33 protein-coding genes are annotated in these 25,311 nt (G+C 64.6%); 24 read left to right on the top strand and 9 right to left on the bottom strand.

Annotated features, from left to right (window positions below; genetic code table 11):
* Positions 1 to 57 precede the first annotated feature (57 nt).
* The 15 genes from CJ028_RS01425 to CJ028_RS01360 all read left to right on the top strand — a co-directional run bounded on the left by CJ028_RS01425 (position 58) and on the right by CJ028_RS01360 (position 13,372).
* Complete coding sequence (locus CJ028_RS01425; protein WP_205683908.1) at positions 58 to 396, top strand: hypothetical protein; 339 nt, start codon at positions 58 to 60, stop codon at positions 394 to 396.
* A 2-nt stretch (positions 397 to 398) separates the two neighbouring features.
* Positions 399 to 785: a hypothetical protein gene (locus CJ028_RS01420; RefSeq protein WP_105033498.1), complete on the top strand. Its 387-nt coding sequence runs from the start codon at positions 399 to 401 to the stop codon at positions 783 to 785.
* Positions 786 to 787: 2 nt separating this feature from the next.
* Positions 788 to 961, top strand: coding sequence for a hypothetical protein (locus CJ028_RS20850; protein ID WP_161498861.1), 174 nt, complete (start codon positions 788 to 790; stop codon positions 959 to 961).
* Positions 962 to 963: 2 nt separating this feature from the next.
* A complete protein-coding gene (locus tag CJ028_RS01415; RefSeq protein ID WP_105033497.1) occupies positions 964 to 1,380 on the top strand; it encodes a head-tail connector protein in 417 nt (138 codons plus the stop codon).
* Positions 1,380 to 1,721 (top strand): hypothetical protein, encoded by a 342-nt coding sequence (locus tag CJ028_RS01410; RefSeq protein WP_105033496.1) that lies wholly within the window; start codon positions 1,380 to 1,382, stop codon positions 1,719 to 1,721. Before CJ028_RS01415 ends, CJ028_RS01410 begins: the two co-directional genes overlap by 1 nt.
* A 10-nt stretch (positions 1,722 to 1,731) precedes the next feature.
* Entirely contained in the window at positions 1,732 to 2,136 is a 405-nt protein-coding gene (locus tag CJ028_RS01405) for a hypothetical protein (RefSeq protein WP_105033495.1), read from the top strand.
* A complete protein-coding gene (locus tag CJ028_RS01400) occupies positions 2,129 to 2,557 on the top strand; it encodes a hypothetical protein (protein ID WP_105033494.1) in 429 nt (142 codons plus the stop codon). The genes CJ028_RS01405 and CJ028_RS01400 overlap by 8 nt, the downstream gene beginning before the upstream one ends.
* A gap of 78 nt (positions 2,558 to 2,635) precedes the next feature.
* Positions 2,636 to 3,382, top strand: a complete 747-nt coding sequence (locus CJ028_RS01395; RefSeq protein ID WP_105033493.1) for a hypothetical protein — start codon at positions 2,636 to 2,638, stop codon at positions 3,380 to 3,382.
* An 83-nt stretch (positions 3,383 to 3,465) separates the two neighbouring features.
* Entirely contained in the window at positions 3,466 to 4,002 is a 537-nt protein-coding gene (locus CJ028_RS01390; RefSeq protein WP_105033492.1) for a hypothetical protein, read from the top strand.
* A 183-nt stretch (positions 4,003 to 4,185) separates the two neighbouring features.
* On the top strand, positions 4,186 to 7,371 hold the full coding sequence (locus CJ028_RS01385; RefSeq protein ID WP_105033491.1) for a phage tail tape measure protein: 3,186 nt from the start codon (positions 4,186 to 4,188) through the stop codon (positions 7,369 to 7,371).
* Entirely contained in the window at positions 7,372 to 8,226 is an 855-nt protein-coding gene (locus CJ028_RS01380) for a hypothetical protein (RefSeq protein WP_105033490.1), read from the top strand.
* Positions 8,227 to 8,233: 7 nt separating this feature from the next.
* Positions 8,234 to 9,265, top strand: a complete 1,032-nt coding sequence (locus CJ028_RS01375; protein ID WP_105033489.1) for a hypothetical protein — start codon at positions 8,234 to 8,236, stop codon at positions 9,263 to 9,265.
* 2 nt (positions 9,266 to 9,267) lie between these two features.
* On the top strand, positions 9,268 to 10,008 hold the full coding sequence (locus tag CJ028_RS01370) for a peptidoglycan DD-metalloendopeptidase family protein (protein ID WP_161498860.1): 741 nt from the start codon (positions 9,268 to 9,270) through the stop codon (positions 10,006 to 10,008).
* A gap of 41 nt (positions 10,009 to 10,049) precedes the next feature.
* Complete coding sequence (locus CJ028_RS01365; protein ID WP_105033487.1) at positions 10,050 to 11,132, top strand: hypothetical protein; 1,083 nt, start codon at positions 10,050 to 10,052, stop codon at positions 11,130 to 11,132.
* Positions 11,132 to 13,372 carry a hypothetical protein gene (locus tag CJ028_RS01360; protein ID WP_129590340.1) on the top strand — a complete coding sequence of 747 codons (2,241 nt, stop codon included), beginning with the start codon at positions 11,132 to 11,134 and terminating at the stop codon, positions 13,370 to 13,372. Before CJ028_RS01365 ends, CJ028_RS01360 begins: the two co-directional genes overlap by 1 nt.
* A 95-nt stretch (positions 13,373 to 13,467) precedes the next feature.
* Here CJ028_RS01360 and CJ028_RS01355 read toward each other — a convergent pair whose 3' ends face one another.
* Together CJ028_RS01355 and CJ028_RS20845 are read right to left on the bottom strand one after the other, a co-directional pair.
* A complete protein-coding gene (locus CJ028_RS01355; protein ID WP_105033485.1) occupies positions 13,468 to 13,902 on the bottom strand; it encodes a hypothetical protein in 435 nt (144 codons plus the stop codon).
* A gap of 54 nt (positions 13,903 to 13,956) precedes the next feature.
* Complete coding sequence (locus CJ028_RS20845; protein WP_161498859.1) at positions 13,957 to 14,103, bottom strand: hypothetical protein; 147 nt, start codon at positions 14,101 to 14,103, stop codon at positions 13,957 to 13,959.
* Between the two features lie 127 nt (positions 14,104 to 14,230).
* On the opposite strand from CJ028_RS20845, the gene CJ028_RS01345 reads away from it, so the two are divergent.
* The 6 genes from CJ028_RS01345 (at position 14,231) to CJ028_RS01320 (ending at position 16,877) form a co-directional block, all read left to right on the top strand.
* The gene (locus CJ028_RS01345) at positions 14,231 to 14,620 is read left to right on the top strand and encodes a hypothetical protein (protein ID WP_105033483.1); all 390 of its coding nucleotides are present in this window, start codon (positions 14,231 to 14,233) and stop codon (positions 14,618 to 14,620) included.
* A 4-nt stretch (positions 14,621 to 14,624) separates the two neighbouring features.
* A complete protein-coding gene (locus CJ028_RS01340) occupies positions 14,625 to 14,957 on the top strand; it encodes a hypothetical protein (RefSeq protein WP_105033482.1) in 333 nt (110 codons plus the stop codon).
* A 2-nt stretch (positions 14,958 to 14,959) separates the two neighbouring features.
* Positions 14,960 to 15,277, top strand: a complete 318-nt coding sequence (locus CJ028_RS01335) for a hypothetical protein (RefSeq protein ID WP_105033481.1) — start codon at positions 14,960 to 14,962, stop codon at positions 15,275 to 15,277.
* A 2-nt stretch (positions 15,278 to 15,279) separates the two neighbouring features.
* On the top strand, positions 15,280 to 15,483 hold the full coding sequence (locus CJ028_RS01330) for a hypothetical protein (protein ID WP_105033480.1): 204 nt from the start codon (positions 15,280 to 15,282) through the stop codon (positions 15,481 to 15,483).
* A gap of 465 nt (positions 15,484 to 15,948) precedes the next feature.
* Positions 15,949 to 16,281: a hypothetical protein gene (locus CJ028_RS01325; protein ID WP_105033479.1), complete on the top strand. Its 333-nt coding sequence runs from the start codon at positions 15,949 to 15,951 to the stop codon at positions 16,279 to 16,281.
* Positions 16,282 to 16,388: 107 nt separating this feature from the next.
* A complete protein-coding gene (locus CJ028_RS01320) occupies positions 16,389 to 16,877 on the top strand; it encodes a hypothetical protein (protein WP_105033478.1) in 489 nt (162 codons plus the stop codon).
* 92 nt (positions 16,878 to 16,969) lie between these two features.
* Here CJ028_RS01320 and CJ028_RS01315 read toward each other — a convergent pair whose 3' ends face one another.
* From CJ028_RS01315 to CJ028_RS21860, 4 genes are all read right to left on the bottom strand, one after another.
* Positions 16,970 to 17,218 carry a hypothetical protein gene (locus CJ028_RS01315; RefSeq protein WP_105033477.1) on the bottom strand — a complete coding sequence of 83 codons (249 nt, stop codon included), beginning with the start codon at positions 17,216 to 17,218 and terminating at the stop codon, positions 16,970 to 16,972.
* A gap of 83 nt (positions 17,219 to 17,301) precedes the next feature.
* Positions 17,302 to 17,718 carry a hypothetical protein gene (locus tag CJ028_RS01310; protein ID WP_129590339.1) on the bottom strand — a complete coding sequence of 139 codons (417 nt, stop codon included), beginning with the start codon at positions 17,716 to 17,718 and terminating at the stop codon, positions 17,302 to 17,304.
* Entirely contained in the window at positions 17,715 to 17,903 is a 189-nt protein-coding gene (locus CJ028_RS20575; protein ID WP_129590338.1) for a hypothetical protein, read from the bottom strand. The genes CJ028_RS01310 and CJ028_RS20575 overlap by 4 nt, the downstream gene beginning before the upstream one ends.
* A 303-nt stretch (positions 17,904 to 18,206) precedes the next feature.
* Positions 18,207 to 18,374: a helix-turn-helix domain-containing protein gene (locus CJ028_RS21860; RefSeq protein ID WP_369126450.1), complete on the bottom strand. Its 168-nt coding sequence runs from the start codon at positions 18,372 to 18,374 to the stop codon at positions 18,207 to 18,209.
* A gap of 127 nt (positions 18,375 to 18,501) precedes the next feature.
* Here CJ028_RS21860 and CJ028_RS21665 point away from each other — a divergent pair, with 127 nt between their 5' ends.
* On the top strand, positions 18,502 to 18,759 hold the full coding sequence (locus CJ028_RS21665) for a helix-turn-helix domain-containing protein (protein ID WP_148666430.1): 258 nt from the start codon (positions 18,502 to 18,504) through the stop codon (positions 18,757 to 18,759).
* A 15-nt stretch (positions 18,760 to 18,774) separates the two neighbouring features.
* Here the strand turns inward: CJ028_RS21665 and CJ028_RS01290 are convergent, their stop codons facing one another.
* The 3 genes from CJ028_RS01290 to CJ028_RS01280 form a co-directional block, all read right to left on the bottom strand.
* Positions 18,775 to 18,900 (bottom strand): DUF4244 domain-containing protein, encoded by a 126-nt coding sequence (locus tag CJ028_RS01290; protein ID WP_240607020.1) that lies wholly within the window; start codon positions 18,898 to 18,900, stop codon positions 18,775 to 18,777.
* Positions 18,901 to 19,009: 109 nt separating this feature from the next.
* Positions 19,010 to 20,176: a type II secretion system F family protein gene (locus CJ028_RS01285; RefSeq protein WP_105033471.1), complete on the bottom strand. Its 1,167-nt coding sequence runs from the start codon at positions 20,174 to 20,176 to the stop codon at positions 19,010 to 19,012.
* Between the two features lie 42 nt (positions 20,177 to 20,218).
* On the bottom strand, positions 20,219 to 21,436 hold the full coding sequence (locus CJ028_RS01280; protein WP_105033470.1) for a TadA family conjugal transfer-associated ATPase: 1,218 nt from the start codon (positions 21,434 to 21,436) through the stop codon (positions 20,219 to 20,221).
* Between the two features lie 482 nt (positions 21,437 to 21,918).
* Between CJ028_RS01280 and acs the strand changes: the two genes are divergently transcribed.
* Both acs and CJ028_RS01270 read left to right on the top strand, forming a co-directional pair.
* A complete protein-coding gene (gene acs, locus CJ028_RS01275; RefSeq protein ID WP_105033469.1) occupies positions 21,919 to 23,892 on the top strand; it encodes an acetate--CoA ligase in 1,974 nt (657 codons plus the stop codon).
* Positions 23,893 to 24,093: 201 nt separating this feature from the next.
* The gene (locus CJ028_RS01270) at positions 24,094 to 25,308 is read left to right on the top strand and encodes an acyltransferase family protein (RefSeq protein ID WP_161498857.1); all 1,215 of its coding nucleotides are present in this window, start codon (positions 24,094 to 24,096) and stop codon (positions 25,306 to 25,308) included.
* The last annotated feature ends 3 nt before the right edge of the window (positions 25,309 to 25,311 follow it).

Genomic DNA, 25,311 nt, shown 5'->3' with positions numbered 1-25,311 from the left:
TCACGGAGGCACACCATCGCAACCAAGTACCGCAAGAAGCCAGTAGTCATCGAAGCCATGACCTACAGCGGCGGCTGGGACAACGGCAACGCCATCCTCGACTGGATCGGCGAGACGCCGGGGCACCCGGACACGACCTGGCGCGAAGAGGTCACCGAACTCCGAGCGCCGAACGGGGAACTATCCCGGCTCGCCGTGCCCGAGCACATGGAGATTCGCACGCTCGAGGGCAAGATGCGCGCCGACGTTGGTGACGTCGTCATCAAGGGCATCCAGGGCGAGTTCTACCCGTGCAAGCCCGACATCTTCGCAGCGACCTACGAGCCCGCAGACGCTATCCGCGAGGTTCACGCATACGGGCGGGCACCCGTCACCGAGATCACAGAGAAGGCTTAACCATGTCTCGCATCAAGCACCCGAACCCGCGGCCCGGCACGTTCACCGATCGTCTCGGCGACGTCGTGTTCCATGACGGGTACGCCGAGGTCGACCTGACGCACGACGAGAACCTCGCCGACGCGTATCGGATGCACGGCTACGAGATCGAAGAGTCCGTCGAACTCGCCGCTGACCTGGACGGGACCGGCCGCAACCTGCCCCCTTACGTCGAGGGTGACGGCGAGAAGACCGCGCCCGCGCTCGACTACTTGGACAACTGGACGAAAGCCAAGCTGATCGCCTACGCAGGCGAGCAGGGCTTCGACCTCGGCGGTGCACAGACGAAGGCTGAGATCCTCGAAGCCATCGGCGCGCACGCTCCGGACGCGTTCGTCACCGAGGTCTGACCGTGGCCGACGACGCCCCGGTCTTCGCAGACGGTGGCATGGTGCCCGCTACTGGATGCCCGAATCACTTCCTAGGGCCGTGGGAACACTTCATTCCCATCGACCTCACCCGCCGAGTGCGCTCTCTCGACATCCTGAACGCAACCCGCGCCCGTCTTGACGCGAAGGGAGCCTGACCATGGCCCGCATCTACGCCACACCCACCGATTACACCGGCCACGCTGAAGAGGCATTCGAGGGCGACACCGACAAGCTCACTAAGCGCCTCCGTTCGGCGTCCATCGAGGTCGACCGCCTCACCCGCCTGGCGATCTTCGACACCGACGCCGAGGGCGTGCCCACCGACGTCAAGGTGATCGAGGCGTTCGTCGAAGCGACCTGCGCGATCGTCGAGTATTGGGGCATCACCGACGACGTCACCGGTGCCGAGTCTCACGCGGGCGCTGTGAAGATCGGATCGGTCTCCCTCGGCACCACAAGCTCAGCATCCGGCGACGACAGTGAGCTCGACAAGCTCAAGCGTCGCATCGGGGAGAAGTGCTTCACCATCCTCGAGAACGCCGGGCTGCGATCCTCCACGATCGTGCATTACTAATGGCGCGCCGACTCCGCGAGAAGCACCTCCCGCACCGGGTGGATATCACCCGTCTGACGGGTGAGGGCGCCGAGGGTGAGACGTGGGCAACCACACCAAACCGGCCCGCATACGTCGAGCAGAAGTCGCGCCTCGTCGTCGACCGCCGCTCCACTTCGCCGACTGCTGGCCAGGAGGTCACGTCGACCGCGTTCGTCGTCCTGCTCATCGCGGATGACACGCTGCCTCGCTCCCGCGTCACCGTCTGGGCTGGCACGCCACGCGAGACCACATCCGAAGTCATCGACTCCGCCCTGTTCGACTACAACGGCGCACCGTCCCACATCGAGCTCTACCTGTAGGGAGGCCACCATGGCAGGCCAGATCCGCGCCGCCGTCACCTTCACCAACAACCTCGACGGCATGGTCGCCAACATGCTGCTCGGCGCGGTCAAGGGGCAGAACCTTGCTGGCGAACGACTGCTCGCACTCTCTGCTGCCGAGGCCCCGCTCGACTCGGGCGGCGGCGGCACCCTCATCGCGTCCGGCACGGTCGTGCCGGCCGCGGCGCTCGGCGACGAGACCCTGGTCACCTACGACACCCCTTACGCGGCCCGGTGGCATGAGGACGGCGAACTCGTCGACAACCTCGGCCGCCACTACCTCGGCAACTCGAACTTTCAGAACGGCCGCAAGTCGCACTACCTCTCGGACCCTGCCCTGCAGAACGCCGAGGAGCTGCGCAAGATCGTAGGGACGGAGGCCAAACGTGGTTGACCCCGACGCCTACCCGATCATCTTCCGCCGGGCGCTCGCGCAGCACCTCGCAGACAGCGGAGTCGGCGTGTACTCGACCGGCTCGTATGCGGCCACCGACCGCGGCATCTACACCAACGGCCCCACGATGCCCACGACGAATGACAACTGCATCGTGCTCTCGTGGCTATCCCCGATCGCTGACGGCCGCGCGAACATGCTCTACCGCGTGCAGATCATGTCCCGCATCAAGGGCAGCAGCATCGCAGCCGAGAACCTCGCCGCACTGATCAGTGCCCCGCTGGACCAGAAGCAGAACGTGCCGCCCGGGATGAACGTCTCGTGGTGCGAGCTCTTCTCGTCGCTCGCGCTGTCGGCTGACTCATCCGGGCGCTGCGCGACTTCACAGACGTTCCATTTCCTCGGTCGGCGCCCACAGTAACGCACGCCCCCTCAAACCTCCCCACAACCGTGGGGTTCAGCCGGCATGCCCGGCACCACCCCAATTGGAGACCCAACCATGAGTTCGACCATCTTCGACACCACCGTCGTCACCGAGGGCGCCCTCGCTCTCGCCCATGAAGAGATGCTCCGCGTCAAGCGCGCGGGCGTCTTCGAGAACATCACCGGGGACGTCAACGCCCTCGTCAACACCCCCACCCCGATCACCGTGATGCGTGAAGCGTATGGCCTCAAAGGCACCGACAGCACCAACGTGCTCGCCTACACCCAGGTCATCACCTTCACCGTGGAGGGCGTGCGCGACGCTCTCGGCCGCATCGCCCAGGCATGGCTCGTCGAGCTGCTCAAGGTCGCCCGCTCCACCGGCGCTGCCAACAAGCTCGACGCGCAGACGTTCGACGGCCGCGACGAAAGCCTCATCGCACTGGAAGGTTCCTACTCCGTCGCCGCGGTGAAGTCGACCACTGGGTTCAAGGACAAGCTCGTGTGGGCGTTCACCCTCACCAGCGACGGCCCGGTCGGCATCATCACGAGCCCGATCGCTGGCACCGGCATCCCGATCATCGAGTCGGCGCTGCCCACACAGGCGATCGCCTCGGCCAATGTCTATTGCCGCGGCTACAACGTGGCCAACATCACGGCGGCCACCATCGGCGGCGTCGCCGTCACGTCGATCTCGCAGATCCCCGGCGAGCCGAACATCGTCGTGCTCGAGGTGCCGGCCGGCACCGCAGGGTCCGCGCCGATCGTGCTGACCAACGCGGTCGGCGCCAGCACCGCCTTCGGCTACCTGCGCGGCGCGTAGCACCACCCACCGGGCGGCCGTCACTGGCCGCCCGGCCCCACACCTCCAGCACCATCCGCTTCACCTATCTGCAGGGATACCCCATGACCACCACCGCAACACTCCACGGCCGCGACCTTCACATCCAGATCGACGGCATCGCCGAGCCGTTCATCATCAAGCCGCTCGGCGGGCGCCGCGGCCAGGCACTCACTGATCTGTTCGTGCAGATCGTCGCCAGCGAACGCCCTGGCTCCGAGATGGAGGCCGTGCTCGCCGAAGCAGTCGGCTTCGACGTCTACGAGCGCGTGCAGAACGACCTCAGCCTGAACGAAGGCCAGAACGTTCTCCTGCCGTCGTTCTACTGGCAGACCGTGCTCGGCCTCGACGGCGTCAACGCCTACCTGAGCGGCGGTGAAGGCATGGCTGGCGCAAAAAAAGCACTCCTGCTCCTGACCATGAGTTTGGGGATCTCACCAACGCAGACCGCGCCCAGTACGGCATTGGAACACCTGATCCGCTTACAGGCACCTATCCGGCCTACCGCCGCGAGTACTACGACCGTCGACAAGCTGCCGGCCGCCAAGCGGTCGCGCAAACCGAAGCAGTCGACGACCACGCCCGAAGCATCACCGCTGTAGAGCTCTGGACCCTCGCGCTCCCGCAACTCTTCGGCGAGGTCGAACTCGACCTCGCGCAGCACGGCATCATCCCGGACCTTGACCGGGCGCTCGACACCCGTACATGGCACTTCATCAGGTCCGCCATTCACCGCCTCATCGACGACCCCGAGCCGTCCTGGCTACAGAAAGAGGTGATGGCCGGTGTTCAACGCAGGCGCAATCAGCTTCGCCCTTCAGATGATGGGAGCGGAGGTATTCCAGCAGGACGCGAAAGCCGCCGATAAGGCACTCGCCGGACTCGGTACCACCGCCGAAAGCACGGCCAAAAAGGTCTCGCCGCTCGGCACCGAGGTCGACAAGACCGGCACCGCCGCGAAGAACGCGAAGTCCCCGCTCGACGACGCCGGCAAGAGCACCAAAGCTGTCGGCGACGAGTCTGAGAAGGCATCGAAGAAGGTCGCCCCACTCGCGACGGACATCGATAAGACCGGCAAGGCCTCGAAGGCTGCGAAAGCTCCCGTCGATGAGGCTGGCAAGAGCACGAAGAAGCTCGGCGACGAGAACGCGACTGCAGCACCCAAGGTCAAGCAGACCGCCGCCGAGCTCGAAGCTCTCAAGGTCAAGTCGGATCAGGCCGGCCGTATGGTCGGCACCGTCGCTCTCGGCATCGGCACCGCCTTCGCAGCCATGGCCACCGTCGCCGTCGCCAAGTTCGCCGACTTCGACCAAGCCGTGTCTCAGGTCGGCGCGGCCACCATGGCCAGCGGCGAAGACCTCGACGCGCTCAGCGCATCCGCTGTACAGGCAGGTGTGGATACCGTCTTCACTGCCACAAAAGCGGCCAACGCGCAGACCGAACTCGCGAAAGCGGGTGTGAGTGTCAAGGACATCCTCGGCGGCTCTCTCGTTGGATCTCTGGCCCTTGCCTCTGCCGGTGAACTCGAGGTCGCCCGCGCCGCAGAGATCGCAGCCACCACCCTCACCGTGTTCAATCTCAAGGGCACCCAAACCATGCACGTCGCCGACCTGCTCGCCGCCGGAGCCGGCAAGGCGCAGGGCTCAGTGGATGACCTTGCCCTCGCGCTCGAATACGTCGGGCCGACCTTCGCCCGCCTGAAGATCCCCCTAGAAGACACTGTGGGCACGCTGGCCATGCTCGCCGCAAACGGCATCCTCGGAGAGAAGGCCGGCACCGGTCTGCGCGGCGTCATGCAGTCCCTCACTGCGCCGACGAAGACGGCGGCTGCCACTATGGCCGAGTACGGCATCAATGTGTTCGACGCGCAGGGCAACTTCACGACTATGGAGGACGCTGCCGGTCAACTTCAGAAGGGTCTCGGCGACCTCGACGAACAGACCCGATCCGCAGCGCTCGGCGCAATCTTCGGCGCAGAGTCCGCAAACGTTGCCGGCATCCTCTACGCCAAGGGTAGCGAAGGTGTAGCCGAGTGGACGGCCAACGTCAACGACAGCGGATTCGCTGCCGAACAGGCTCGCATGAAGCTAGACAACCTCGCCGGTGACATCGAGATGCTCGGCGGATCCATGGACGCAGCCTTCATCAAAAGCGGGTCGGCTTCGAATGACGTCATGCGCGACATGGTGCAGATCCTCACCGGTGTCGTCGACTGGTACAGCAACCTTGATGACGGACTGCAGGGCTCGGTCTTCTGGCTTGGCGTCGGTACTGCCGCCGCACTCCTGCTCGGTGGCACGTTCCTCCTCGCCGTACCCAAGGTTGTTGAATTCCGCGCAGCGATGACCCTTCTGAACACCACGATGAAGGGCACAGCGCTCGCCGGCGGAATCGTTGGCATTGCTCTCACTGCTGCGGCCGTCATTCTCGGTGCCTTCGCCACCAATAGCGCCAATGCCGCCAATGACGCACGGGGGCTGTCGGACACGTTGGACGCCCAGACGGGTGCGATCAACGAAAACACTCGCGCATGGGTTGCTGACAAGCTGCAAAAAGACGGCTCGATTACTTCCGCCAAAGAGATGGGCATGGCCGCGGATGACCTCGTAGACGCATATCTACAGCAGCCCGCAGCGCTCGCCAAGGTTCGCAAAGCTGTTGAGGACCTGCATGACCCGAACAGCAAGCTTGCCAAGGAACTCGCCGAGAACGGGGTTACCGCGCTCGAGATGCGCGGAGGTGCCGATGACCTGTGGAAGGTGCTCAACGATGGCGAGCCCGCCACCGAAGACGCCAGCCGACGATTCGCCGAACTCAAGGAAGCCACCGACGCCGGCACCGGATCCACCGAGGCTGCGACTGCCGCGACGGAGGCGCAGACGGCCGCCACGGAGGCAGCCGCGAAGGCCAACCAAGACCACCTCGACGACATCGCCGCCACGGACGCCGCATTCGTTGACCTCGGCGGGGCGTACGACACTGTCATCGCGAAGAACCAGGCGACCGCGCAGGCGACCGCCGACGCGACCGAGTCCAGCAGCGACTCGTGGGAAGACTACTACGACGGATTCAGTGTTGGACTCGATGACTACCTCGCCGAATTGCAGACGATGGTCGACAACCAGAACAACTGGGAATCGAACATGGTCACCCTCGCCGGGAAGGTCTCTGAAGGCACTCTTGAGGAACTCCGCAAGCTGGGCCCGGAAGGCGCACCGCTCGTCGCCGACCTCGTCAATGGGTCGGCCGAGCAGCTCGCCCTCGCCGAGACGCTCTTTGCTGAGAAAGCTGGGAACGCCACTGGAGCCTTCGCGGCCCGGTTGACCGACAGTAAGACCGTCATCGACGCGGCCAGCGCACAGCTCGGCACCGACGCGGCCAACGAGATCGCTACCAAGCTCGCCGCTGGCACCTCTACCGTCGAGCAGATCATTCTCGACTACGGCCTGAAGATCGAGGGTCTCAGCCCCGAGGTACAGATCAGCACCGACGCAGCGCTGTCCAAGGTGCAGGCACTTAGTGACCGGATCGCCGGAATCGATATGCGTGCGATTATGCCGGATACGAACGGGGCGGCATCGGGCAACGGCCAGATGGGCTCCTACGCCAATGGCGCCGTGGTTTCGTTCCACGCCCAAGGCAGCGTGTCCGAGCGCCACGTGGCCCAGATCGAACGCGCCGGTGCGATACGCGTGTGGGCTGAACCTGAGACCGGTGGTGAGGCGTACATCCCGCTCACCCCGTCCAAGCGCGGCCGTTCCATGGCGATCCTCGCGGATGTCGCCGAGCGGTTCGGCCAACGCCTCGTGCCCAACGACGCGCAGTCGTTCGCGAATGGGAGCACGCCGGCTGCACGGTCGACGCGAGAGCGGCCCCCCGTGCGCGATCAAACGATCAACGTCTACGAGGCGGTCAGCGCCAGGGCTACAGCGATGGAAGTCGCTCGTCAGCAAAACCGATTGGGGGTCTAGATGTATGAACTTGAGACAACCCACCCGGTGCTCTCCGGCCTCGCTCTTTCAGCCATCGATCCCACCACGGGCACTGAGTGGCTGATGGAGGAATTCGAGGGCTGGGAGGGTTCGCCCGCCTCGACTATCAGGGTCGAACAGAAAGTACGCGGGCAGGGCGGATCGGCCGGGCTTGCCTACGAGGAGAGCCGGGACATCGGCATCGGCGGCAAGGTCTTCACATCCTCGTGGGCCGAGCTGAAACGCGCAGAGTTACAACTCAGCGCGGCGTGCACGCTCGAAGACTCACTGCTAACCATTGAGGAAAACGGTCAGTTCCGACATTGCATGGTCCGCCGAGCTGGCAAGGTCATCTTCGAGCGGATCAGCACGACCGTGGCGCAGTGGTCGATTCAGGTCGTCGCCCTCGACCCGCGCAAACTCCACGCCCCCCTGACCGGATCCACCTCCCTCCCGTCAACAACCGGCGGACTGACCATCCCCTTCACCGTGCCGGTCGTGATCAGCGCGGTGCAGGCCACCGGGCAGATCACCTTGACCAACCCGGGCAACACTGCGGGTCCGGTCTTTGGACGTATCGATGGCCCGTGCGTTGGGCCGATCGTGACGCATGCCGGCCCGGGCGGTGGGCAGCTCGTGTTCGCGCCGTCGTTGGTGCTCGCTGCCGGCGAGTGGCTCGACATCGACTACGAGCGGCACGAAGTACTCGCCAACGGGCAGGCGTCGCGCAACAAGTACATCCGTGCGCGCGGCTGGAGCTCGTTCGAGCCGGGCGTGAACACCTGGGCTTTCACCGCCGCATCCTTCAACGCTGCCTCGCAGCTCACCATCACGGCCACCCCGGCCGACAGCTAGGAGCCCCATGACTGACACCCTCCACCCGGTCAACGCCGTTGACGGTGCCCCCGCCTACTCGGGACGGATGCTGCGCCAGGCCGCCGCCGTCGCCCTCGCGGGTGCCACCGCGGCCCGGCCGCTCGGCGCCCGTTCCGGCGTGCGTCCCGGCACGAGCACCACGACGGTCACCGCAACGTCGACGACCTGGACGTGCGGCCCGTTCGCCGGCACCGCTGACGTGCAGGCCGCCGCTGAGGCGGGGCCGTACGACTTCGCGTTCGACGCGGCCGCGTCAGGCTCGATGGCGGCCGCGAATGCGTCATACGCGCGCACCGACATCCTCTACGTGCAGGTCGACGACCCGTCAGAATCAGACGGGTCGACAGTTCCGGCGGTCACCCGCAAGTACCTCGCCGGCCAGGCCGTCGCCGGGCAGCCGACGCCGGTGCCACCGGTGGCACACACGTTCGTGGTAGCGCGGATCAACGTGCCCAAGTCTGGTGCCGGCTCCCCCGTCGTGACGTGGGTTGCGCCGTATGCGGTCGCGGCGGGCGGGATCCTTCCCTGCCCGACAGCGAGCGATTACCCAGCAGCGCCGTACCCAGGTCAACTCATCGATGACTGGACTGTGGGCCTGCTGCGCTGGAATGGCACGGCATGGAGCCGTGCGGGTCTGGGTCGGTCTCCCCTGCGGGATTCGCTCCAGCTCGTCAACACCGCCTATGTCAGTGGTGGTGTCGTGCTCGGCGACCCGGTCATCATCCAGGCACAGCCCTACGCTCAGCGTGTCGTTGTTGATGTGAGTGGACTGATCAGTCCCTCGTCTGCTGGCACTGCCGGTATCGGCGTCACCGCATCAGCGGGAGTGCTGAGCTTCAACCCGCAGGCCCGCATCTATACCAATATCGGCGGGCAGTACTACGGATTCGCACGGAAAGGATATGTGACACTTCCTGCGAGCACGGGGTGCACCATCACGTTCACCTCAGAAGGCACCGTCTCCGCTGCATACCAAGTGACCGCTGAGACTCATGCGCTCGCAGCCGGGGAATACTGAGCGTGACTGTCGCCGAGTTTTATGCCGAATCGCGGTGGGGTAATCGCTACGGCATCAAAGGCCCCTACTACCCGGTGTCGCATCACGGCCAAGACATTCGGTGTGCGGGTCGCCAGAAGATCCCGTGCTATCGCGGCGGCACTGTCCAGCCGTGGAAGCATTCAGCGGTGGTTGGTCAAACCCTCGCGATCCGGCATGGTCTTGGCGATTACTCGGGCTACTGCCACCTCATCAATCGGATACCGAAAGCGGGCACCGTTATCGCGACAGGTGCGTTCGTCGGTGAGGCTGCTACCTGGGGTGAGTTCACCGGCTCTGCCTGGGGCGGCCCCCACGTCCACACCGTGCACGGCAACTCGTCCGCGTGCGTGTTCGGCATCGGCACCGACGACCCAGCCCCGTACATCCTCGCGGCCATCGAGGACTCAGCGCCCGCGGCCGACACCATCACCGCAGTCGCCACGCCCAACATTCCCGTAGTTCCCGTCAAGCCCTTACAGATTGTGAAGACCCCCACGATGTACCTACGCAATGGCGAAACCGGCGAAATCGCTGCCCTGACTGCCGCAGGCTCGCACCGCTTTGCAACGGTCGAGGCCTACGAAATGTGGATTGGCACGGTGGCGGCCTACAACGGCATGACAAGCCCGGAATACCGGGTCGTGCAGCCGCCCGCCGTGGCTAACCTCCTCTCCGTCGACGCCGTGCGATTCGCTCAGGCCGTCGCCGTTCTCAGCTCATGACGACCCTCACCTGGGTATCCTGCGACCTCAAAACTGGGGATGTGATCGCCGACCTCCCCGGCCTCGAAGTCGAGAAGGTCGGCAAGACACTCTCACGCTTCACGTCGACGACGGCCAACCTCCCCCTGCCGACCGCACCCGAGAACTGGCCGCGCGCGGTATTGCAGGGGGCATCCGTTCTCTGGCTGCTCACCGACAATATTCCGACATGGGGCGGCATGGTCACCGAGGCCGAACGCAACCAGACCGATGTCATTCCGATCAGCCTGGCCACGGTCGAGGCCTACCTCGACCGAAAGTTCGTCGGCGACGAGGTCTTCCTCCAAGTCGGGCAGAATGTGATCGTCCAGACCCTGGTCGACAAGTACGCCGCAGCCGGTTCGAATGGCGGCATCCCGATCCGGGTAGTCTTCACCACTCCCGGTGACGGCAAGCTACGCGATCTCAAGCTCGCCGACGACGAAGACAAAAGCCTATACTCCGTGCTCCAAGCCCTCGCCGGCCTGAAGGGCGGCCCCGAATGGACTATCGTCGGAGAACGGCAACACGAACCTGAACGCATCACTTTCGTGCTCCTCGTGGGCGATCGCGTTGGCGTCGCCGCGCCGGCCGGGCTCGGCCCGCAGGCGACCTTCGATATGCCCGGGTGCGTCACCGACTTCAAGATCCGCTCGAGCTATGCCAACGGATCCGGGGCCAACGACGTCATGGCCGTCTCCACCGCCACCGCCGACGTTCGGCCGCAATCGGCGCACCAGATCGTACTCGACGACATCAGGCCCACCTTCGAGGAACGCTGGACACCCTCCACCTCGATCACCATCACCGAAACCCTCGACGACCACGCGGCAGCTGCACTTGCGATCCTGCGCAATGGCAGCGCAGCAGTCTCCCTCACCGCGAGTACCGACGCAGCCCCCCAGCTCGACACCGACTGGGGCATCGGTGATGACATCGGCTACGTCATCGGCGGCACGATCGGTGAGGTGCCGGACCAGGTGGAGAGCGTGCCGTCTGTCCCGGGTGGGCTGGCCGGCGTCGCCCGCTGCATCGGCTGGGAGCAAACCTTCGGCGCCAACCCGACAATCACACCCACGCTACTCGCGACGACTTTGGAGACCTGATGGCAAACCCTGGACTACCTGGATCCGCGATGCTCCCCGACGAGTACACCCAGCAGCGCAGGGTCGGCGACCTCGAACGCGGGTTCCGCGAACTGACCGCATCCGTCGCCAAATCCCTACGCCCACCCGTGCAACGCATCACGGAACTCACCGAGCAGGTCGTGGTGACCACCGAGACCGCCAATCAGGGTGTGTCTGATGCGGCTACCGCGGACGGCAAAGCCGTCACCGCCCAGACCGCTGCGGCGACTGCCCAGACCAAAGCCAACTCGGCGTCGACCGACGCCGCGACAGCTGATGCGAAAGCCGTCGCCGCGCAGACCGACGCCGACAGTGCCGCCTCCGCGGCCTCGACCGCTGACGGCAAAGCCGTCACTGCGCAGGGCCAGGCAGACACAGCGACGACCAACGCCGCAGCTGCGAACTCAGCAGCCAGCGCAGCGCAGACCAAGGCGAACAGCGCCACGACTGCCGCCGCGACGGCGGACTCGAAAGCGGTCACGGCGCAGAACGCAGCGTCCTCAGCAGCCAGCGCGGCATCGACAGCGGATGGCAAGGCCGTGTCGGCCCAGTCGGCCGCGACCAGCGCCGCATCAGCAGCGAGCACCGCCGATGCGAAAGCCGTGTCCGCCTCGGGCCTCGCCGCAACCAAGGCCGTAGTGCTCTATCAGACGGCGACTCCCGGTAGCGCTTACGCCAACACGAACACGCTGTGGATCGACATCACGAACGGGGCGAACACCCCGAAGAAGTGGACCACCGGCACCACCTGGGTTGCGGTGACTGACAGCGTCGCCACGGCCGCGGCATCCTCGGCCGCGACCGCCAATTCGGCGGCAGCCACAGCCCAAATGCAGGCCAACACCGCGACCTCGAATGCGGCCTCGGCCAACTCTGCCGCGTCCAGCGCGCAGGGCACCGCGAATACCGCCGTGACAAATGCGGCAACAGCGAAATCAGCCGCAGACACGGCGCAAGGTCAAGCCAACACGGCCACGACGAATGCGGCCTCGGCGAACACAGCTGCAGGCACAGCGCAGAGCACGGCTGACACCGCTAAGACCAACGCTGCGACCGCGCAATCTCGTGCTGACGCGGCCTTCAATAATGCAGCCTCGGCAGCGACCACAGCCGGGAACGCGCAGACCACCGCCAACGAAAAGAACACGGTCTGGTATCAGGCCTCAGCGCCGAGCGGCACCGGGCATGCCGTCGACGACATCTGGTTCGACACCGACAACGGCAACGCGATCGCGCGCTGGTCTATCTCGGTAAATGATTGGGTTCCCGCGCAGCTAGGTACCAACGCGATCGCGAACCTCGCGATCACGAACGCCCTGATCGCGAACCTCGACGGCGGCAAGATCACCGCCGATACCGTCACCGCGATACAGCTCATCGGAACGGCCATCGACGGCATGACCGTCACCGGCGCTCTCATCCGCACCGCAGCTTCCGGGCGTCGTGTGCAGCTCGACACGACCGGGCTGAAAGGATACGACGACGCTGGCGTAGTGAAGACCTCGGTAGGAACGGATGGGCTACTGACGGCCGTAGATGCGATCATCACCGGGACGATGCGTACCGGGACAAGTGGCCAGCGCGCCGAAGTCTCGGGTTCCTCCGTGAAGTTCTACTCGCCCAGCGGCTACGCCAACAGCATCTACTCGGTGAATGCCGACACCGCGACCGGCTTTCTGATCCTGGAGGCCGGCGGAAACAGCATTCAGATCGGGCGCAACTACCTCCCCAGCGGTGGTCAAGCCGACATCTCCGTGCCCACGCTGTTGGCCACCAAAATCTATACCGACAACATTTTCAATATAGCTGGCGGTCGAATCGGAGACGTGCAATATTTCACCGGGAATCCGACGGCCTACGACAACACCGTCACCTACGGCCAGCAAAACACCAACGCAGATTCACCACAAACGAACCTGGGCGGATTCGATACCGTTGCGGGGAGCATGCAACTACGCATCGCCACTCCCGGAACCTACATGCTCACCTACTCCGTGAAGCTCGGTGCGGGAGTAACGTCACGCTCATTCGCTCAGATCGGCAATGACGGTGGTGTCCAGACTGCTCGCTCATCGTTCGATGGTGGTGAAGACTTCGTCAGCGTTTCGACCACCTGGACAACAACACAAGCCGACACCCGCGTCCCGCTGTTTTTCTACAAGTCGAATGGAGCCGCGACCGGCAACACCGTTCGAACCTCAATCACGCGCCTTCGATAAGCCGACCATCACGGGCCGCAGCCCGCTTCGTCTTGGCTATCACAATCGCCAACCTAACGCGCGATGCCGATTCCCCTGGAATAGCGCAGGAAAGATCAGTTCGCAACGCAGCCCGTGGGGACGCCGGCATTGCTTAGCCACCCCGGCGCCAAGCCCTCATCACACTCGAAGGTCGGGTTCAGCAGCCAGGCAGCGAACGGATCGACAGCCTCAACTGGGGCAGCCTCGACGATGTGCTCAACAATCGGGGCGACCGGAATTGGTACGACAGGTGCGGGGGCATCCGTCACCGCAGCGACGGGTGCCGGTGCCGCAGGGACCTGGACTGTGGGCGGTGCGGGTGCGACCGGGGCGACCTGCTCGATCGGCTGCAAAACCTCACTAGGCGCGACCGGCTCGACGCTCGGCGCCGGTGCGCTCGTAGCCTGCACCTGCCGGACACTGACCGGCTCGGCGATGAGTTCATCCGCGCATCCGCTCAAAATGACGGTAGCAGCGACGGCAACGGCGAGGGTCAGGAGGAGTTTCATGGCTCCAACCTATGGGTGTATGTACACCCACCGCAAGGTGTATGTACACCCCGTTTAGGGTTGGGCTAGGTACTCGACCAGGCCACGACGAATCACGTCCGTCAACGTCTCACCGTTCTCAGCCGCCTTCACCTGCGCAGCCTCCTTCAAATCCACCGGGATCCGCACCGACGTAATCGGAGTCTTCGGTTGATTCGCCATTCCCCCATCATGCAGCACCCCAGGAGAAACATGCCCCAACATATTCATCTCAGCCAGCCACCCCTGCACTGCCGGACTTCGCATGATTAGGCCGCGCCACGTCCCCAGATGGCTGCACGCTCTGTTCATGCGGATCAAAGAACCCCGCTCGACTCGGCTCGCGTTCTTCTGCATCTACCTGATCCTCGTGCTCGGCGGGTCCAGCGCCTTCACCGGGCCACCGACCAGCATTGACGACACGCTCGGCTCCGCGCTGACCCTCCTCTGGGGCGCGTTCTTCATCGTCGGCGGCATCCTCGGCGCGTCCAGCGTGCTGCGTGGATCCTGGTGGGTAGAACGCGTCGGGCTGCTCAGCTCCGGCACCGCCTTCGCGATGTATGCCGTCGTGATCACCTTCCTCCAAATCCAACAAGCCGGCCCCTACCTGATGCAGCTGTGCATCATCGCCGTCGCCCTCACCACCCTGACCCTGCGCTGGACACAAATTCGCCGATACGCCTACGACCCCGAAGGATAACCCCGTGGACGGCGCACAAATCGCAACCATGTTCGTCGCCCTCGTCGGCGCCGGCGGAGTCATCACCTCCCTCATCAACAACGCCGCGTCGAGGGCATCCGGCAAAACCGAAAAAGAACGCGGCGACAACGCCAGCATGAAAGCCCAGCGCGACGACGCCGTACAGCAGGCCACCGTCGAACGCACCCGCGCCAGCGACGAGCAACGCCGCGCCGACTGCCTCAGCCGCAACACCAACCGCTGGGCCAACCACGCAGCCCGCCTCGAGCGGATGCTCATCGCAGCCCCCTGCGTAGACACCACCACCATCCCACCCAACCCCCAGAACCTGGAGTAACCATGGACCTCATCCTGCCCACCATCCCCGCCGTCATCACCGTGCTACTCAACTTCTTCTCGCCCTACGCCGTAGCGCTCATTATCGATCCGCTCTGGCCGACCCGATACAAGAAACTCGTGGCGATCCTCACCGCCCTGCTGCTCTCGGCCGTCGTGCTGGCCCTGGCGTTCTTCGGGTTCGGCGTCGTCATCCCCGCATGGCCACTGCTGATCCTCATCGCGATCACGACCGCCCAGGCCAGCTACGACCTGCTGCTCAAGCAATCCGCCGACCGCCTCGCAGTATCCGCGGGCACGGCCGCGAAGGATGCCAAGTAGCCATGGAGCTCACCACACTCACCGACGACGAGCTCAACACTCACCGCATCGAGGTCACCGCCGAACAGGAACGCCGTGCCGCCCTAAAAGCGATCCCCGCCCTCGTCGCCACTCCCGCAGCAAAGTTCTTCGCATTCGGCGGTGAGCAAGCAAACCTCGACGCCGCGATCACCCCCACCACAGAGCAACCCCCCACAACCGCTTAGCACCACAACAAAGCCCCGCCAGTCGACCCTCACGGATTGGGTGGCGGGGCTTCGTCGCTACTCCTGCGCTCAGTCGGTGGCGAGCCCGGGGACTTCCTTGACGCTCAGGGCGACGATGGCACGGTTCCAGCAACCGGAGCGCGGCTGGATCAATTTACATCTGCCCGTTCGGGGGGTGCAGCGGAGGGCCCCCTTTGCGGACTAGTATGAGGCAAGTTCGCAAGAAAATGACGTGGGGGTTTCCTTGGCAACGAGGCCGCGCCATCAGGACAAGCACATCGAGGCAGTACTCCGTATCTGCGAAAGTGAAAACTGGTCCTTTGTCAAGGGCAAGAAATATTTCATGGGCAAGTGCGGTTGTGGACTACATATGAAGACGATCCATCTCACGCCCGGAAGTTCGTATCTTCTGAATCTAAAACGCCATTTTCTCCGCTTAGAATGCTGGAACAAGGAGGTCTCGCTATGACTAGTTTCCACTTGGAACTGTCCGCTCAGGCTGTGGACATGTCCCCTGACGCTTTTGAGTCAGCTTTCGATGCGATTGCTGACGCCCTCTACGACTGCAAGGGAATCGATAACGCCGACCTCGCGGGCGACCTCTCAACGCAAATTGCGATCTTCTCCATGGATGTAGACGCCGAGGATGAAGTCACAGCCCTTACGATCGGCTTGGGAGCGGCGCGAACAGCTCTCCACGCGTCCGGCGGAGCTACGCCTGGCTGGGAGGATAACTTCGCCATGCTCCGCCAAATTATCGAGACGGCCGCATCGTCCAGTGAGCGCGTGCCTGCATAATCTTCACCCAAAGCCCCGCCCCTCTCACGAGGTGGCGGGGCTTTTTCGTGATTTCCTCCCCTGTGTCGGGGCTGTTATCTGTCAGTCCAAACTGACACGATTACTCCATGATGCAGACCAAATTGTCCAGGATTAGCGCTCAGATACCTGATCGCACCAAGATCGACTCAGGGCAGTACGTGACAGCCTCCTCAAGCGTCGTCTTTCAGACCATGGATAATGACGACACCAATACCCTCGTCGCGACATGGGACCTCCTCGGTTTCCACGGCGAAGGCGAATTCTTCAATCCGAACATTGCGGATGCCGATTTCAACTTCGACTACGACTCTGACTTCGAACGCCTCGTTGAGGACATGGACGCCTACGCTGCAAAGCTAGCGAAGCAATCCGGACTTGTGACCAGCCGGCAGGACCCAATCGATAATCAGTATTTCTGGACCGTTGCCGAACCGACACCGATTCAGCAGCTCAAGATTACGCACGACACCCGCGCCGACATCGACGACGCAGAATCTGCCGTCGTCGCTGCATCGCGTGAGGGTGGCAGCACCTGGCAAGAGATCGGCAACGCTCTCGGTATCAGCCGACAGTAGGCCTACGCCCGATTCGGCAGATAACGCCAAGCAGAAAGCCCCGCCATCTGATCCTCACGGATTGAGCGGCGGGGCTTTCTCTGCGTCTCGCGCTACCTACCCTGGCGTAACGCCTTTACCGTGAGCCACAGCAGCATCGACAGCCCGCCAAACATGACGAGGCCGCCGCCGAGTACCATCTTCCCCGACCCGGCGTACTCGCTCGAACCGTAGGCGAAGAGGACAAACCCGAGCACGAGGGCACCGATGCCCGCCCAGAGCAGCGTGGTCGAGTAGACGTTGCCCTCTGTGGGCTCATCTGTGTCGGATGCCTGCTCAAAGAATGGTGTCTGGTCTGTCATGGTTCCCCCAATGATGTTTGCGGTAAAAGAAATGCGGGGCAGGATGCTACGCGTCAAGTAGTCGATCCGGCATTAGGCCGTTGTTACTCGTTGAAGTAGTCCACAGCCGTAGTCGCCATGTCCCCCTGCATCGTCACCGTGCAGCCGTAGTCAGCTCGCACATTCGCGCCGAAGCTGTTCTCAGCGTCAACCGTCCCGGTTACAGTCCAGGGCCCAGCACCTGATCCAATGGCATCAGTGTTGTAGTCGGCCGTCGCCGGCGCCTTCAGCAGCTTGTCGATGCGCGCCTCACATTGTGCGATCGCCTCATAGCTGTTATTCATACTCGGTGCGTCGTTAGAATCACCCGCCGAACCGAAGCCGATAGCAGCACTGATGCCTACGAGAACGACAAAACCGCCGAGCACGTAGAGGCAGCCCTTGCCGCACCCGGTTTTGCTCGCGCCGCCCGGTGCCTGTATCCCCGGGGGCATGCGACTGCTCGGTGGCACGGCACTCATGAGTTCTTTAGCTTGCGCAGCAGGAACCCGATGGCGCCGATCGCACTTGGGCGTGTCGCACTCAGCGCTTCCCAGCCGCGATCAGCTAGTTCATTCAGCTCTCGATTCGCATGATCCTCAACTGACTCGCCTTTGAGCCGTTTGCCTGCCTGCGTCGGAAGTGAGATATACCAATACTCAATCATCGTTCCCCCTGTGTTGCCACGAGCCTAGCGGGCGCGAATTCCATGCCCGAACCGGGCGCGGGATCACGCTGCGCTCTGACCAGATTCGGCGAAGTGAAAAACGGCACCGGCTTGGATAGGCAGACGGGTGAGAATCGTAGCCACCATCAACAAGGTCACTGGTTGCATGTAGTCCAATCCCAGGTGCTGAATGAGCGCACTCCTACCGTTGATCCCGACGCTCTGGGCCGCAGCCTCTAGCTTGAACGAATCCAAAACGACAGTAGACATTGATCCCCGATCCACAATGGCTCAGCGTCGCCGTTATGTGGATCCAAGGAGAGAATCAACAGCAACCCCGAGGGCGGCTGCGATCTCATCCAGCGTGTCAATGTCGACTGCAGTCTCGCCCGTGAGAATTCTTTCGAGTGAGGCTAAGGGAATTTTCAGGGACTTGGACAGTCGCTCTCGCGACCACCCTTGACGGGCCATCTCAGCATCTACCGAGTGCGCCACTAGAAGGCGACGTTGCCGCTTCTCCATGCCTTGAGCGTAGTTCAAATGAACTCACATCGCGAAGGAAGTAAGCAGCGACCGCCTGGCGCGATAGTTTCGAACGGTGTCGTCCGGAGGAGTAACTGAACCTGGTCCGCTAACCGTAGCGGTCGCGGCCATCCTCAAACGGGCTTTTCATCAGACCAGTGTTTCCCAGGAGATGCTTGGCGTTGCCGTGGGAATTTCTCAATCACAGCTGTCGAAGTACCTTCGGGGCATCAGAGTGCTAGATGTTGATCAGCTGGACGACCTCTGCTTCGCACTTCACCTCGACATCACCGAGGTCATGCGCGAGGCGGCCATCGTGGCGCGCAGGGACTAATCAGAGACTCTTCTCTTATGCACGGAGAATGACGATAAGCAGCCCGGCGAATCCGACCGCGGCCATTGTGGCGACAACGTATTCGGCCGTCGCCGCTCCGGCCTCGTCGGCCAGTTTTTTCAGGGTGGTCTTTGTATACACAGACTCGTCTCCTTCGGCGTCCATCGACGCGGGTTGGGCGGCACGAGCACGTTCAGTCTGCTCCGATCCGCCGGACCGGGCGGCGGCATCCGCTTTTCTGTGGACAGTTTCACAATGTGGTCAGGGTGGAGGAGAGCACGCTGAGCAGCAAGGGAACCACGCCCACCAGCATGAACGCGGGCAACACGCACAGGCCGAGCGGCAGCATGAGCGTCACAGAGAGCGTCGCGGCCCGGCGCTGCCCCGCGCTGCGGGCATCGCGCCGCACTTGTTCGGCCTCGCTGCGCAGTAGTTCTGCCGCGGGAACCCCAGCACGCGTCGACAGGTCGAGTACCCGGTCGACCGGGTCGCCGGCATCGCCCGGTGCAAGGCCGTAGCGCTCGGCGGCAGCCTGCACCAGTGCGCGGGAACGATCGATCGACCCTCCGCCGCTCATGGCAATGGCCATGAGTTCCAGCCTCAGCCCCGGCGTCAGATCGGTCGGGCCTGCCCGGCGCACCAGCGCGCGGTTCCAGCCTGCAGCGGCGAGCATCAGGAGAGCGCCACCGCCCAGGCAGACCCACCCAGGCACGGTCGCGAACAGGGTGTGCAGGGAATCGAAGCCCATGAGGCTGCCGAAAACGACCCCGATCAGCGGAAGCACCATCACCAGTCGTGCGGTCGCGCGCGGAGCCGCCAGCGCCACCTCGAGATCGCGCTGAACCTGGGCGAGTTCGCGCAGCGACGCAGCGAGGTCCCGCAAACAGCCGGCCAGCGGCGCCCCGGCCTGGGTTGCGACCTGCCAGGCCGCGGCGAGTCCGAGCCAGGCGTGCTCAGCCTGAGTGGACGCGTCGCCTCGTCGTCGACCGCGCACGGCAGCCGCCGCCGCGCGCCCGGCGCCGCCCTCCGATGAATTGTCGCGGCCCTGCCGTCGTGCCTGACCGGCAATCGCGTCGGCGACGCTGTCGCCCCGAGCCGCTGCGCGCTCTGCAGCCCGCAGGATGCCCGTGGTCCCCGATGCCACCGCGCCCGCTCTGCCGGCCGCGCCCACCGGGGCCGCACGCGGCAAACCCGCCCGACGCCCGATCGGTACGGCTACCGCAGCCCGGCCCGGTCCCTGCGAGGTGTTGCCCGTTGGCTCGTCCGCGATCGGCGCACCAACCGCGGCCGAACCCCGCGCAGGCAACAGGTAGCCCCAGGCCGACACCGGAGAAACACCCGCCGACAGCAGTACCGCCAGGCGTTGGGTCACCGCCGCGACCTCTTCGATCGGCGGTACCAGCTCAGCCCGGCGCACGGTCGTACTCTCGCCGAATCGTGGCTGGTCGAACGCGAGACATCAGACTGCCTCGATCGAGAGCCGATCGCGGCCGTCGAGGGTGAACCGGCCGACCGCGTCGAGTCGGCGTACCCCGTCGGTGCGTTCCAAGTGCAGCACCAGGCCGATCGCGCTCACGGTCTGCCGGGCCACGGCCGCGGCGCTCATGCCGGCGAGAGAACCGAGCGCCTCCAGCCGTGCCGGAACGTCTTCGAGCGAATTGGCGTGCAGCGTGCCCGCTCCGCCGTCGTGACCGGTATTGAGCGCGGCGAGCAACTCCCGAATCTCCGACCCGCGGCACTCGCCGAGCACGAGCCGATCCGGCCTCATGCGCAGCGCCTCGCGCAGCAGCGCCTCCAGACCGATGCGCCCGGCCCCCTCCAGATTGGCCTGCCTGGCCTCGAGGGCCACCACGTGCGGATGCCGAATGCGCAACTCCGCCACGTCTTCGATCGCGACGATGCGCTCGTCGGCCGGTGCTTCGCCGAGCAGCGCCGCCAGCAACGTGGTTTTTCCACTCCCGGCGGCACCCGTGATGAGCAGATTCTGTCGGCCCAGAACCGCGGCGCGCAGCCGGCCCAAGCGGGCAGCGGATGCCTCCCCCACACCAAACAGACCGGCATCAGCAAGTGCACCAAGGCTGCGGTCGGCGGCGTGCGGCAGGCGAATCGAGAGCAGAGTTCCGGTGCTCGAGACCGGCGGAAGCACCGCGTGCACCCGAATTCCGTCGGCCAGCCGCACGTCGACGCACGGGCTCGCTTCGTCAATGTGCCGCCCGCCGAGGGCGATCAGCCGCACGGCCAGCTCGCGTACTGCGGGCTCGCCGAGCTGCCAGGCCGGCGCGAAGGCTAGGCCGTGCCCCGCGTCGATCCATAGGCCGGCATCTCCGTTAACGAACAGGTCAGTGGTCTCCGGGGCCGCGGCATAGCTGGCCAGCGGGCCCAGCGCCCGCACGTTCAGGCGCTCGCTGCCGCCCGGCGGCGGGACTGCGGCCGCCGGGTCGATTTGTGGTCTGGCCCCAGCGGTATCCGTGGTCGTCGAACGGTGCCGGGCCGAGTTCGAGGGAGCCGGTGCGACTGCCGCTCTTGACGTGCCCGGGCGTGCCACCGGCGGGTCGACCGGCGGCGGCGCCCAGGGGTCGGCCACCGCCGTCAAGACTGCAGCATCCGAAACGGCAGCGCCAGGAACGGCAGCGCCAAGAACGGCGTACGACGGAACGGCGACGAATGGCTGGCCCATGCTTCGACGGTACGGCGAGCCGGCCCGGCGCCGGGTTGTCCGGCCTAATCGGTGGACAGCCGGCTTAGCTAGGGTGCTGGGGAGGAGCCGCACCAGCGCGACTTCGCACCCAGATCACTCCGCGCCCGCGCCGTAAACTCCGCGCCCGCGCCACGAACAGTCGAACGGCTTAAATAGAAGGGGCGGCACCTATTGGGGGGAACAGGTGCCGCCTAGCACCGCGCAGATTGGGGGGAACCGTACGCGATGCTGGTCAAAACTTTCGTTCAGACGTGTTTTAGTTTACGCAGCCGCGCTCAAAATGCAAGTCCAATGTCCTCATTAGAGAGGACACTCGGGCGGGGGGTGCAAAATTACCCTGAAACGGGGGTCCATTTCTCCGTATTTCGTTTGTGTATACAGAGATTGGCCAAGAACCGCTAGGGTTCAAGGGAGCTGGCAATGTCCTGCATGCACGTACCGCAAAGGAGCGAATTACACATATGACAGAAAAAATTGACACCCTCCTGCACGAATCGCGTCGATTCGCGCCCACTCCCGAGTTCGCAGCGCAGACAGTAGCGACGCCGGACTTGTACACCACCGCGCAGAAGGACCCAGCCTCGTTTTGGGCTGATCAGGCCCGCAATCTGCTGCACTGGCACAAGCCGTTCACCAAGACCCTCGACTGGACCAACCCGCCGTTCGCCAAGTGGTTCGAAGACGGCGAACTCAATGTCGCCTACAACTGCCTCGACCGCCACGTTCTGGCCGGCAACGGCGACCGCGTCGCGCTGTACTTCGAGGGCGAGCCCGGCGATTCCCGCAGCTACACCTACTCCGAGCTCACCACCGAGGTCAAAAAAGCCGCCAACGTACTGCTCGGGCTCGGCGTCACCGCCGGAGACCGTGTGGCCGTCTACCTGCCAATGATCCCAGAGGCCGTCATCTCCATGCTCGCCGTCGCCCGCATCGGCGCAGTGCACTCCGTCATCTTCGGCGGATTCAGCGCCGAAAGCCTGCGCTCCCGTATCGACGACGCCAACGCCGTGCTCGTCATCACGGCCGACGGCGGCTACCGCAAGGGCAAGATCAGTGCCCTTAAGCCGGCCGTCGACGCCGCCCTGCAGACCAACGACTCCTCGGTGAAGAACGTGCTCGTGGTCAAGCGCACCGGCCAGGACGTGCAGTGGAACGACCGCGACATCTGGTGGACCGACGCCATGGAGACCGCCTCTCCCGAGCACGAGGCTGAGGCTTTCCCGGCCGAGAACCCGCTCTTCATCCTGTATACATCGGGCACGACCGGCGCGCCCAAGGGCATCCTGCACACCAGCGGCGGCTACCTCACCCAGAACGCGTTTACCCACCAGAACGTCTTCGACCTCAAGCCCGAAACGGATGTCTACTGGTGCACCGCCGACGTCGGCTGGATCACCGGACACAGCTACGTGGTTTACGGTCCGCTCGCCAACGGCGCCACCCAAGTGCTCTACGAGGGCACCCCCGATTCCCCGCACACCGGTCGCTGGTGGGAAATCATCGAGAAGTACAAGGTCTCGATTCTGTATACAGCGCCGACCGCCATCCGTACTTTCATGAAGCTGGGCCGTCAGATTCCGCAGAAGTTCGACCTATCGAGCCTGCGCGTGCTCGGTTCGGTGGGCGAGCCCATCAACCCCGAGGCCTGGATGTGGTATCGCGAGGTCATCGGCAGCAACATCACGCCGATCGTCGACACCTGGTGGCAGACCGAGACCGGAGCGATCATGGTTTCGGCTCTCGCCGGTCTCACCGAGACAAAGCCGGGCGCCGCCCAGGTTCCGGTTCCGGGCATCACCATCGACGTGCTCGACGACGACGGCGTACATGTGGGCCATGGAAACGGCGGGCTCCTCGTGGTCACCCAGCCCTGGCCGGCCATGCTCCGCGGCATCTGGGGCGACCCCGAACGCTTCAAGGAAACCTACTGGGACAAGTTCGAGGGCACGACCGGCGCGAAGGACGGCCCGCTGTACTTCGCCGGCGACGGCGCCAGGCTCGACCACGACGGTGACATCTGGCTGCTCGGCCGCGTCGACGACGTCATGAACGTGTCGGGCCACCGCCTGTCCACCGCCGAGATCGAGTCGTCCCTCGTGGCTCACTCGCTCACGGCTGAAGCCGCCGTGGTCGGGGCGGCCGACGAGACCACCGGTCAGGCGGTCGTCGCCTTCGTGGTGATCAAGTTCAGCCAGGCCGAGATCGCCTCGCACGAGGACATCGTGAGCATTCTGCGGGCGCACGTGGCCCAGCAGATCGGTGCCATCGCCCGCCCGCGCGACATCTACATCGTCGACGAACTGCCGAAGACCCGCTCCGGCAAGATCATGCGTCGCCTGCTGCGCGACGCGGCCGAGGGACGCGACGTCGGCGACGTCACCACCCTCGCCGACACCATGGTTATGAATACCATCACCGCACAAATGAAGAAGTAGCCAGCCACCACCAAGCGATGGCCGTCTTCCCTCCGGAAGGCGGCCGTTGCTGTTCCCCGGAAACCATAACTCCTGCAATTCACCGACGTTGCAGATCTGGCCCCTGATTTCACGCTGCGGATGTCTCGCGCGGCCCCCACAAATTGCAGGAGTTATGCACGCACCCGTCCCGAAACCAGCCAGAGGTCCTACTGTGTGGGAATGACCGAAGCAGCGACACCCGGGCGCGGTCGCCTCGGCCGGCTGGATGCGCTGCGCGGGGTAGCTGCCGTGGTCGTTCTGGTGCACCACGTGTCGATGACGGTGCCGCAGATCGCCGCAGCCTACGAGTCGAGTGCCGGTGTGACCGTGTACTCCGTTGGCTGGTGGGCTACCCTGTCCCCACTCAAGGTGTTGCTCGCCGGACCCGAGTTCGTGCTGGTGTTCTTCGTGCTGAGCGGCTTGGTACTCGTGAGGTCCCCGTTGGTTGCCCGCCGGAATGGTGCGCGGTACGACTGGGTGGCCTATTACGTGCGCCGCGTCATCCGCCTGGCCGTGCCCGTGCTGGTGTCGGTGGGCCTCGCTGTCATCTGGATCGTGCTGGTGCCACGCATGGTGGGCGCGGAAGGCGGGCCGTGGCTGGCCAGGCAGGACACCCCAGACCTCGGCCTCGACAACCTATTGCGGGAAGCCAGCATCATCGGCGAAACCCGGCGCCCTGATATCAACCCGCCCCTGTGGTCCCTGGTCTGGGAAATGTGGTTCTCACTGTTACTGCCCGTGTTTGTCGCCCTCGCAGCGTTCACCCGCAGCCTGGTCGGCGCCCCGGTGCGCCGTGTTCTGCTCTGGGCCGCTTTCTGGTGTGCCCTCGCCAGCCTCGGCTACGTCACAACGACCCAGCCGCTCATGTACCTGCCGCCGTTCGCGCTCGGCGCCCTGCTGGCTGCCAACTTTGACGAACTTCAGCGGTGCAGCGATCGACTGGTCGAACGGGCTGGCGGTCGCCTGCTCGGATGGGCCCTGGCCACGCTCGGCTCGTTGCTGCTCGTGGCCTATTGGATGCTGCGCCCGCTGACCAGCGGAGCGTGGAGTGACGTCACCCTGTCGCTGCGGGTGGCTGGCGCGTTCGTGATCGTGGCGACCGTGGCGTTCTGGCCGGCTGCGCAGCGGGTACGCGATCAGTGGCCGCGCCAACTACTCACCTGGCTGGGCTCCATCAGCTTCAGCCTGTACCTCGTGCATTTTCCGATCGTGGTGGCCTTTGCTCTGCTCGCCGGGCCGGGGCGCTGGTGGCTCGGCGCTCTGGCGTCGGTGCCGCTCAGCCTGCTGATGGCGCAAGCGATGACCCGGTGGGTCGAGCGACCGGCACAGGTCTACGGAACGCGTGCCGGGGCATCCGTTTCACAGCGGATGTCCCGGCTCGAGCAACGCAAATAACGG

This window comes from Cryobacterium aureum, assembly GCF_002954245.1.
GTDB classification, from domain to species: domain Bacteria; phylum Actinomycetota; class Actinomycetes; order Actinomycetales; family Microbacteriaceae; genus Cryobacterium; species Cryobacterium aureum.
Note: the sequence above shows the minus strand (reverse complement) of the source record. Positions and strands in the feature narration are given on the sequence as shown.

Bases quoted from the DNA above. Each gene is read 5' to 3' on its own strand.
- CJ028_RS01425 (WP_205683908.1), top strand. From the start codon at position 58: ATGACCTACAGCGGCGGCTGGGACAACGGCAACGCCATCCTCGACTGG.
- CJ028_RS01420 (WP_105033498.1), top strand. From the start codon at position 399: ATGTCTCGCATCAAGCACCCGAACCCGCGGCCCGGCACGTTCACCGAT.
- CJ028_RS01415 (WP_105033497.1), top strand. From the start codon at position 964: ATGGCCCGCATCTACGCCACACCCACCGATTACACCGGCCACGCTGAA.
- CJ028_RS01410 (WP_105033496.1), top strand. From the start codon at position 1,380: ATGGCGCGCCGACTCCGCGAGAAGCACCTCCCGCACCGGGTGGATATC.
- CJ028_RS01405 (WP_105033495.1), top strand. From the start codon at position 1,732: ATGGCAGGCCAGATCCGCGCCGCCGTCACCTTCACCAACAACCTCGAC.
- CJ028_RS01395 (WP_105033493.1), top strand. From the start codon at position 2,636: ATGAGTTCGACCATCTTCGACACCACCGTCGTCACCGAGGGCGCCCTC.
- CJ028_RS01390 (WP_105033492.1), top strand. From the start codon at position 3,466: ATGACCACCACCGCAACACTCCACGGCCGCGACCTTCACATCCAGATC.
- CJ028_RS01380 (WP_105033490.1), top strand. From the start codon at position 7,372: ATGTATGAACTTGAGACAACCCACCCGGTGCTCTCCGGCCTCGCTCTT.
- CJ028_RS01375 (WP_105033489.1), top strand. From the start codon at position 8,234: ATGACTGACACCCTCCACCCGGTCAACGCCGTTGACGGTGCCCCCGCC.
- CJ028_RS01360 (WP_129590340.1), top strand. From the start codon at position 11,132: ATGGCAAACCCTGGACTACCTGGATCCGCGATGCTCCCCGACGAGTAC.
- CJ028_RS01355 (WP_105033485.1), bottom strand. From the start codon at position 13,902: ATGAAACTCCTCCTGACCCTCGCCGTTGCCGTCGCTGCTACCGTCATT.
- CJ028_RS20845 (WP_161498859.1), bottom strand. From the start codon at position 14,103: ATGGCGAATCAACCGAAGACTCCGATTACGTCGGTGCGGATCCCGGTG.
- CJ028_RS01345 (WP_105033483.1), top strand. From the start codon at position 14,231: ATGCGGATCAAAGAACCCCGCTCGACTCGGCTCGCGTTCTTCTGCATC.
- CJ028_RS01335 (WP_105033481.1), top strand. From the start codon at position 14,960: ATGGACCTCATCCTGCCCACCATCCCCGCCGTCATCACCGTGCTACTC.
- CJ028_RS01330 (WP_105033480.1), top strand. From the start codon at position 15,280: ATGGAGCTCACCACACTCACCGACGACGAGCTCAACACTCACCGCATC.
- CJ028_RS01325 (WP_105033479.1), top strand. From the start codon at position 15,949: ATGACTAGTTTCCACTTGGAACTGTCCGCTCAGGCTGTGGACATGTCC.
- CJ028_RS01320 (WP_105033478.1), top strand. From the start codon at position 16,389: ATGATGCAGACCAAATTGTCCAGGATTAGCGCTCAGATACCTGATCGC.
- CJ028_RS01315 (WP_105033477.1), bottom strand. From the start codon at position 17,218: ATGACAGACCAGACACCATTCTTTGAGCAGGCATCCGACACAGATGAG.
- CJ028_RS01310 (WP_129590339.1), bottom strand. From the start codon at position 17,718: ATGAGTGCCGTGCCACCGAGCAGTCGCATGCCCCCGGGGATACAGGCA.
- CJ028_RS20575 (WP_129590338.1), bottom strand. From the start codon at position 17,903: ATGATTGAGTATTGGTATATCTCACTTCCGACGCAGGCAGGCAAACGG.
- CJ028_RS21860 (WP_369126450.1), bottom strand. From the start codon at position 18,374: ATGGCCCGTCAAGGGTGGTCGCGAGAGCGACTGTCCAAGTCCCTGAAA.
- CJ028_RS01280 (WP_105033470.1), bottom strand. From the start codon at position 21,436: ATGGGCCAGCCATTCGTCGCCGTTCCGTCGTACGCCGTTCTTGGCGCT.
- acs (WP_105033469.1), top strand. From the start codon at position 21,919: ATGACAGAAAAAATTGACACCCTCCTGCACGAATCGCGTCGATTCGCG.
- CJ028_RS01270 (WP_161498857.1), top strand. From the start codon at position 24,094: ATGACCGAAGCAGCGACACCCGGGCGCGGTCGCCTCGGCCGGCTGGAT.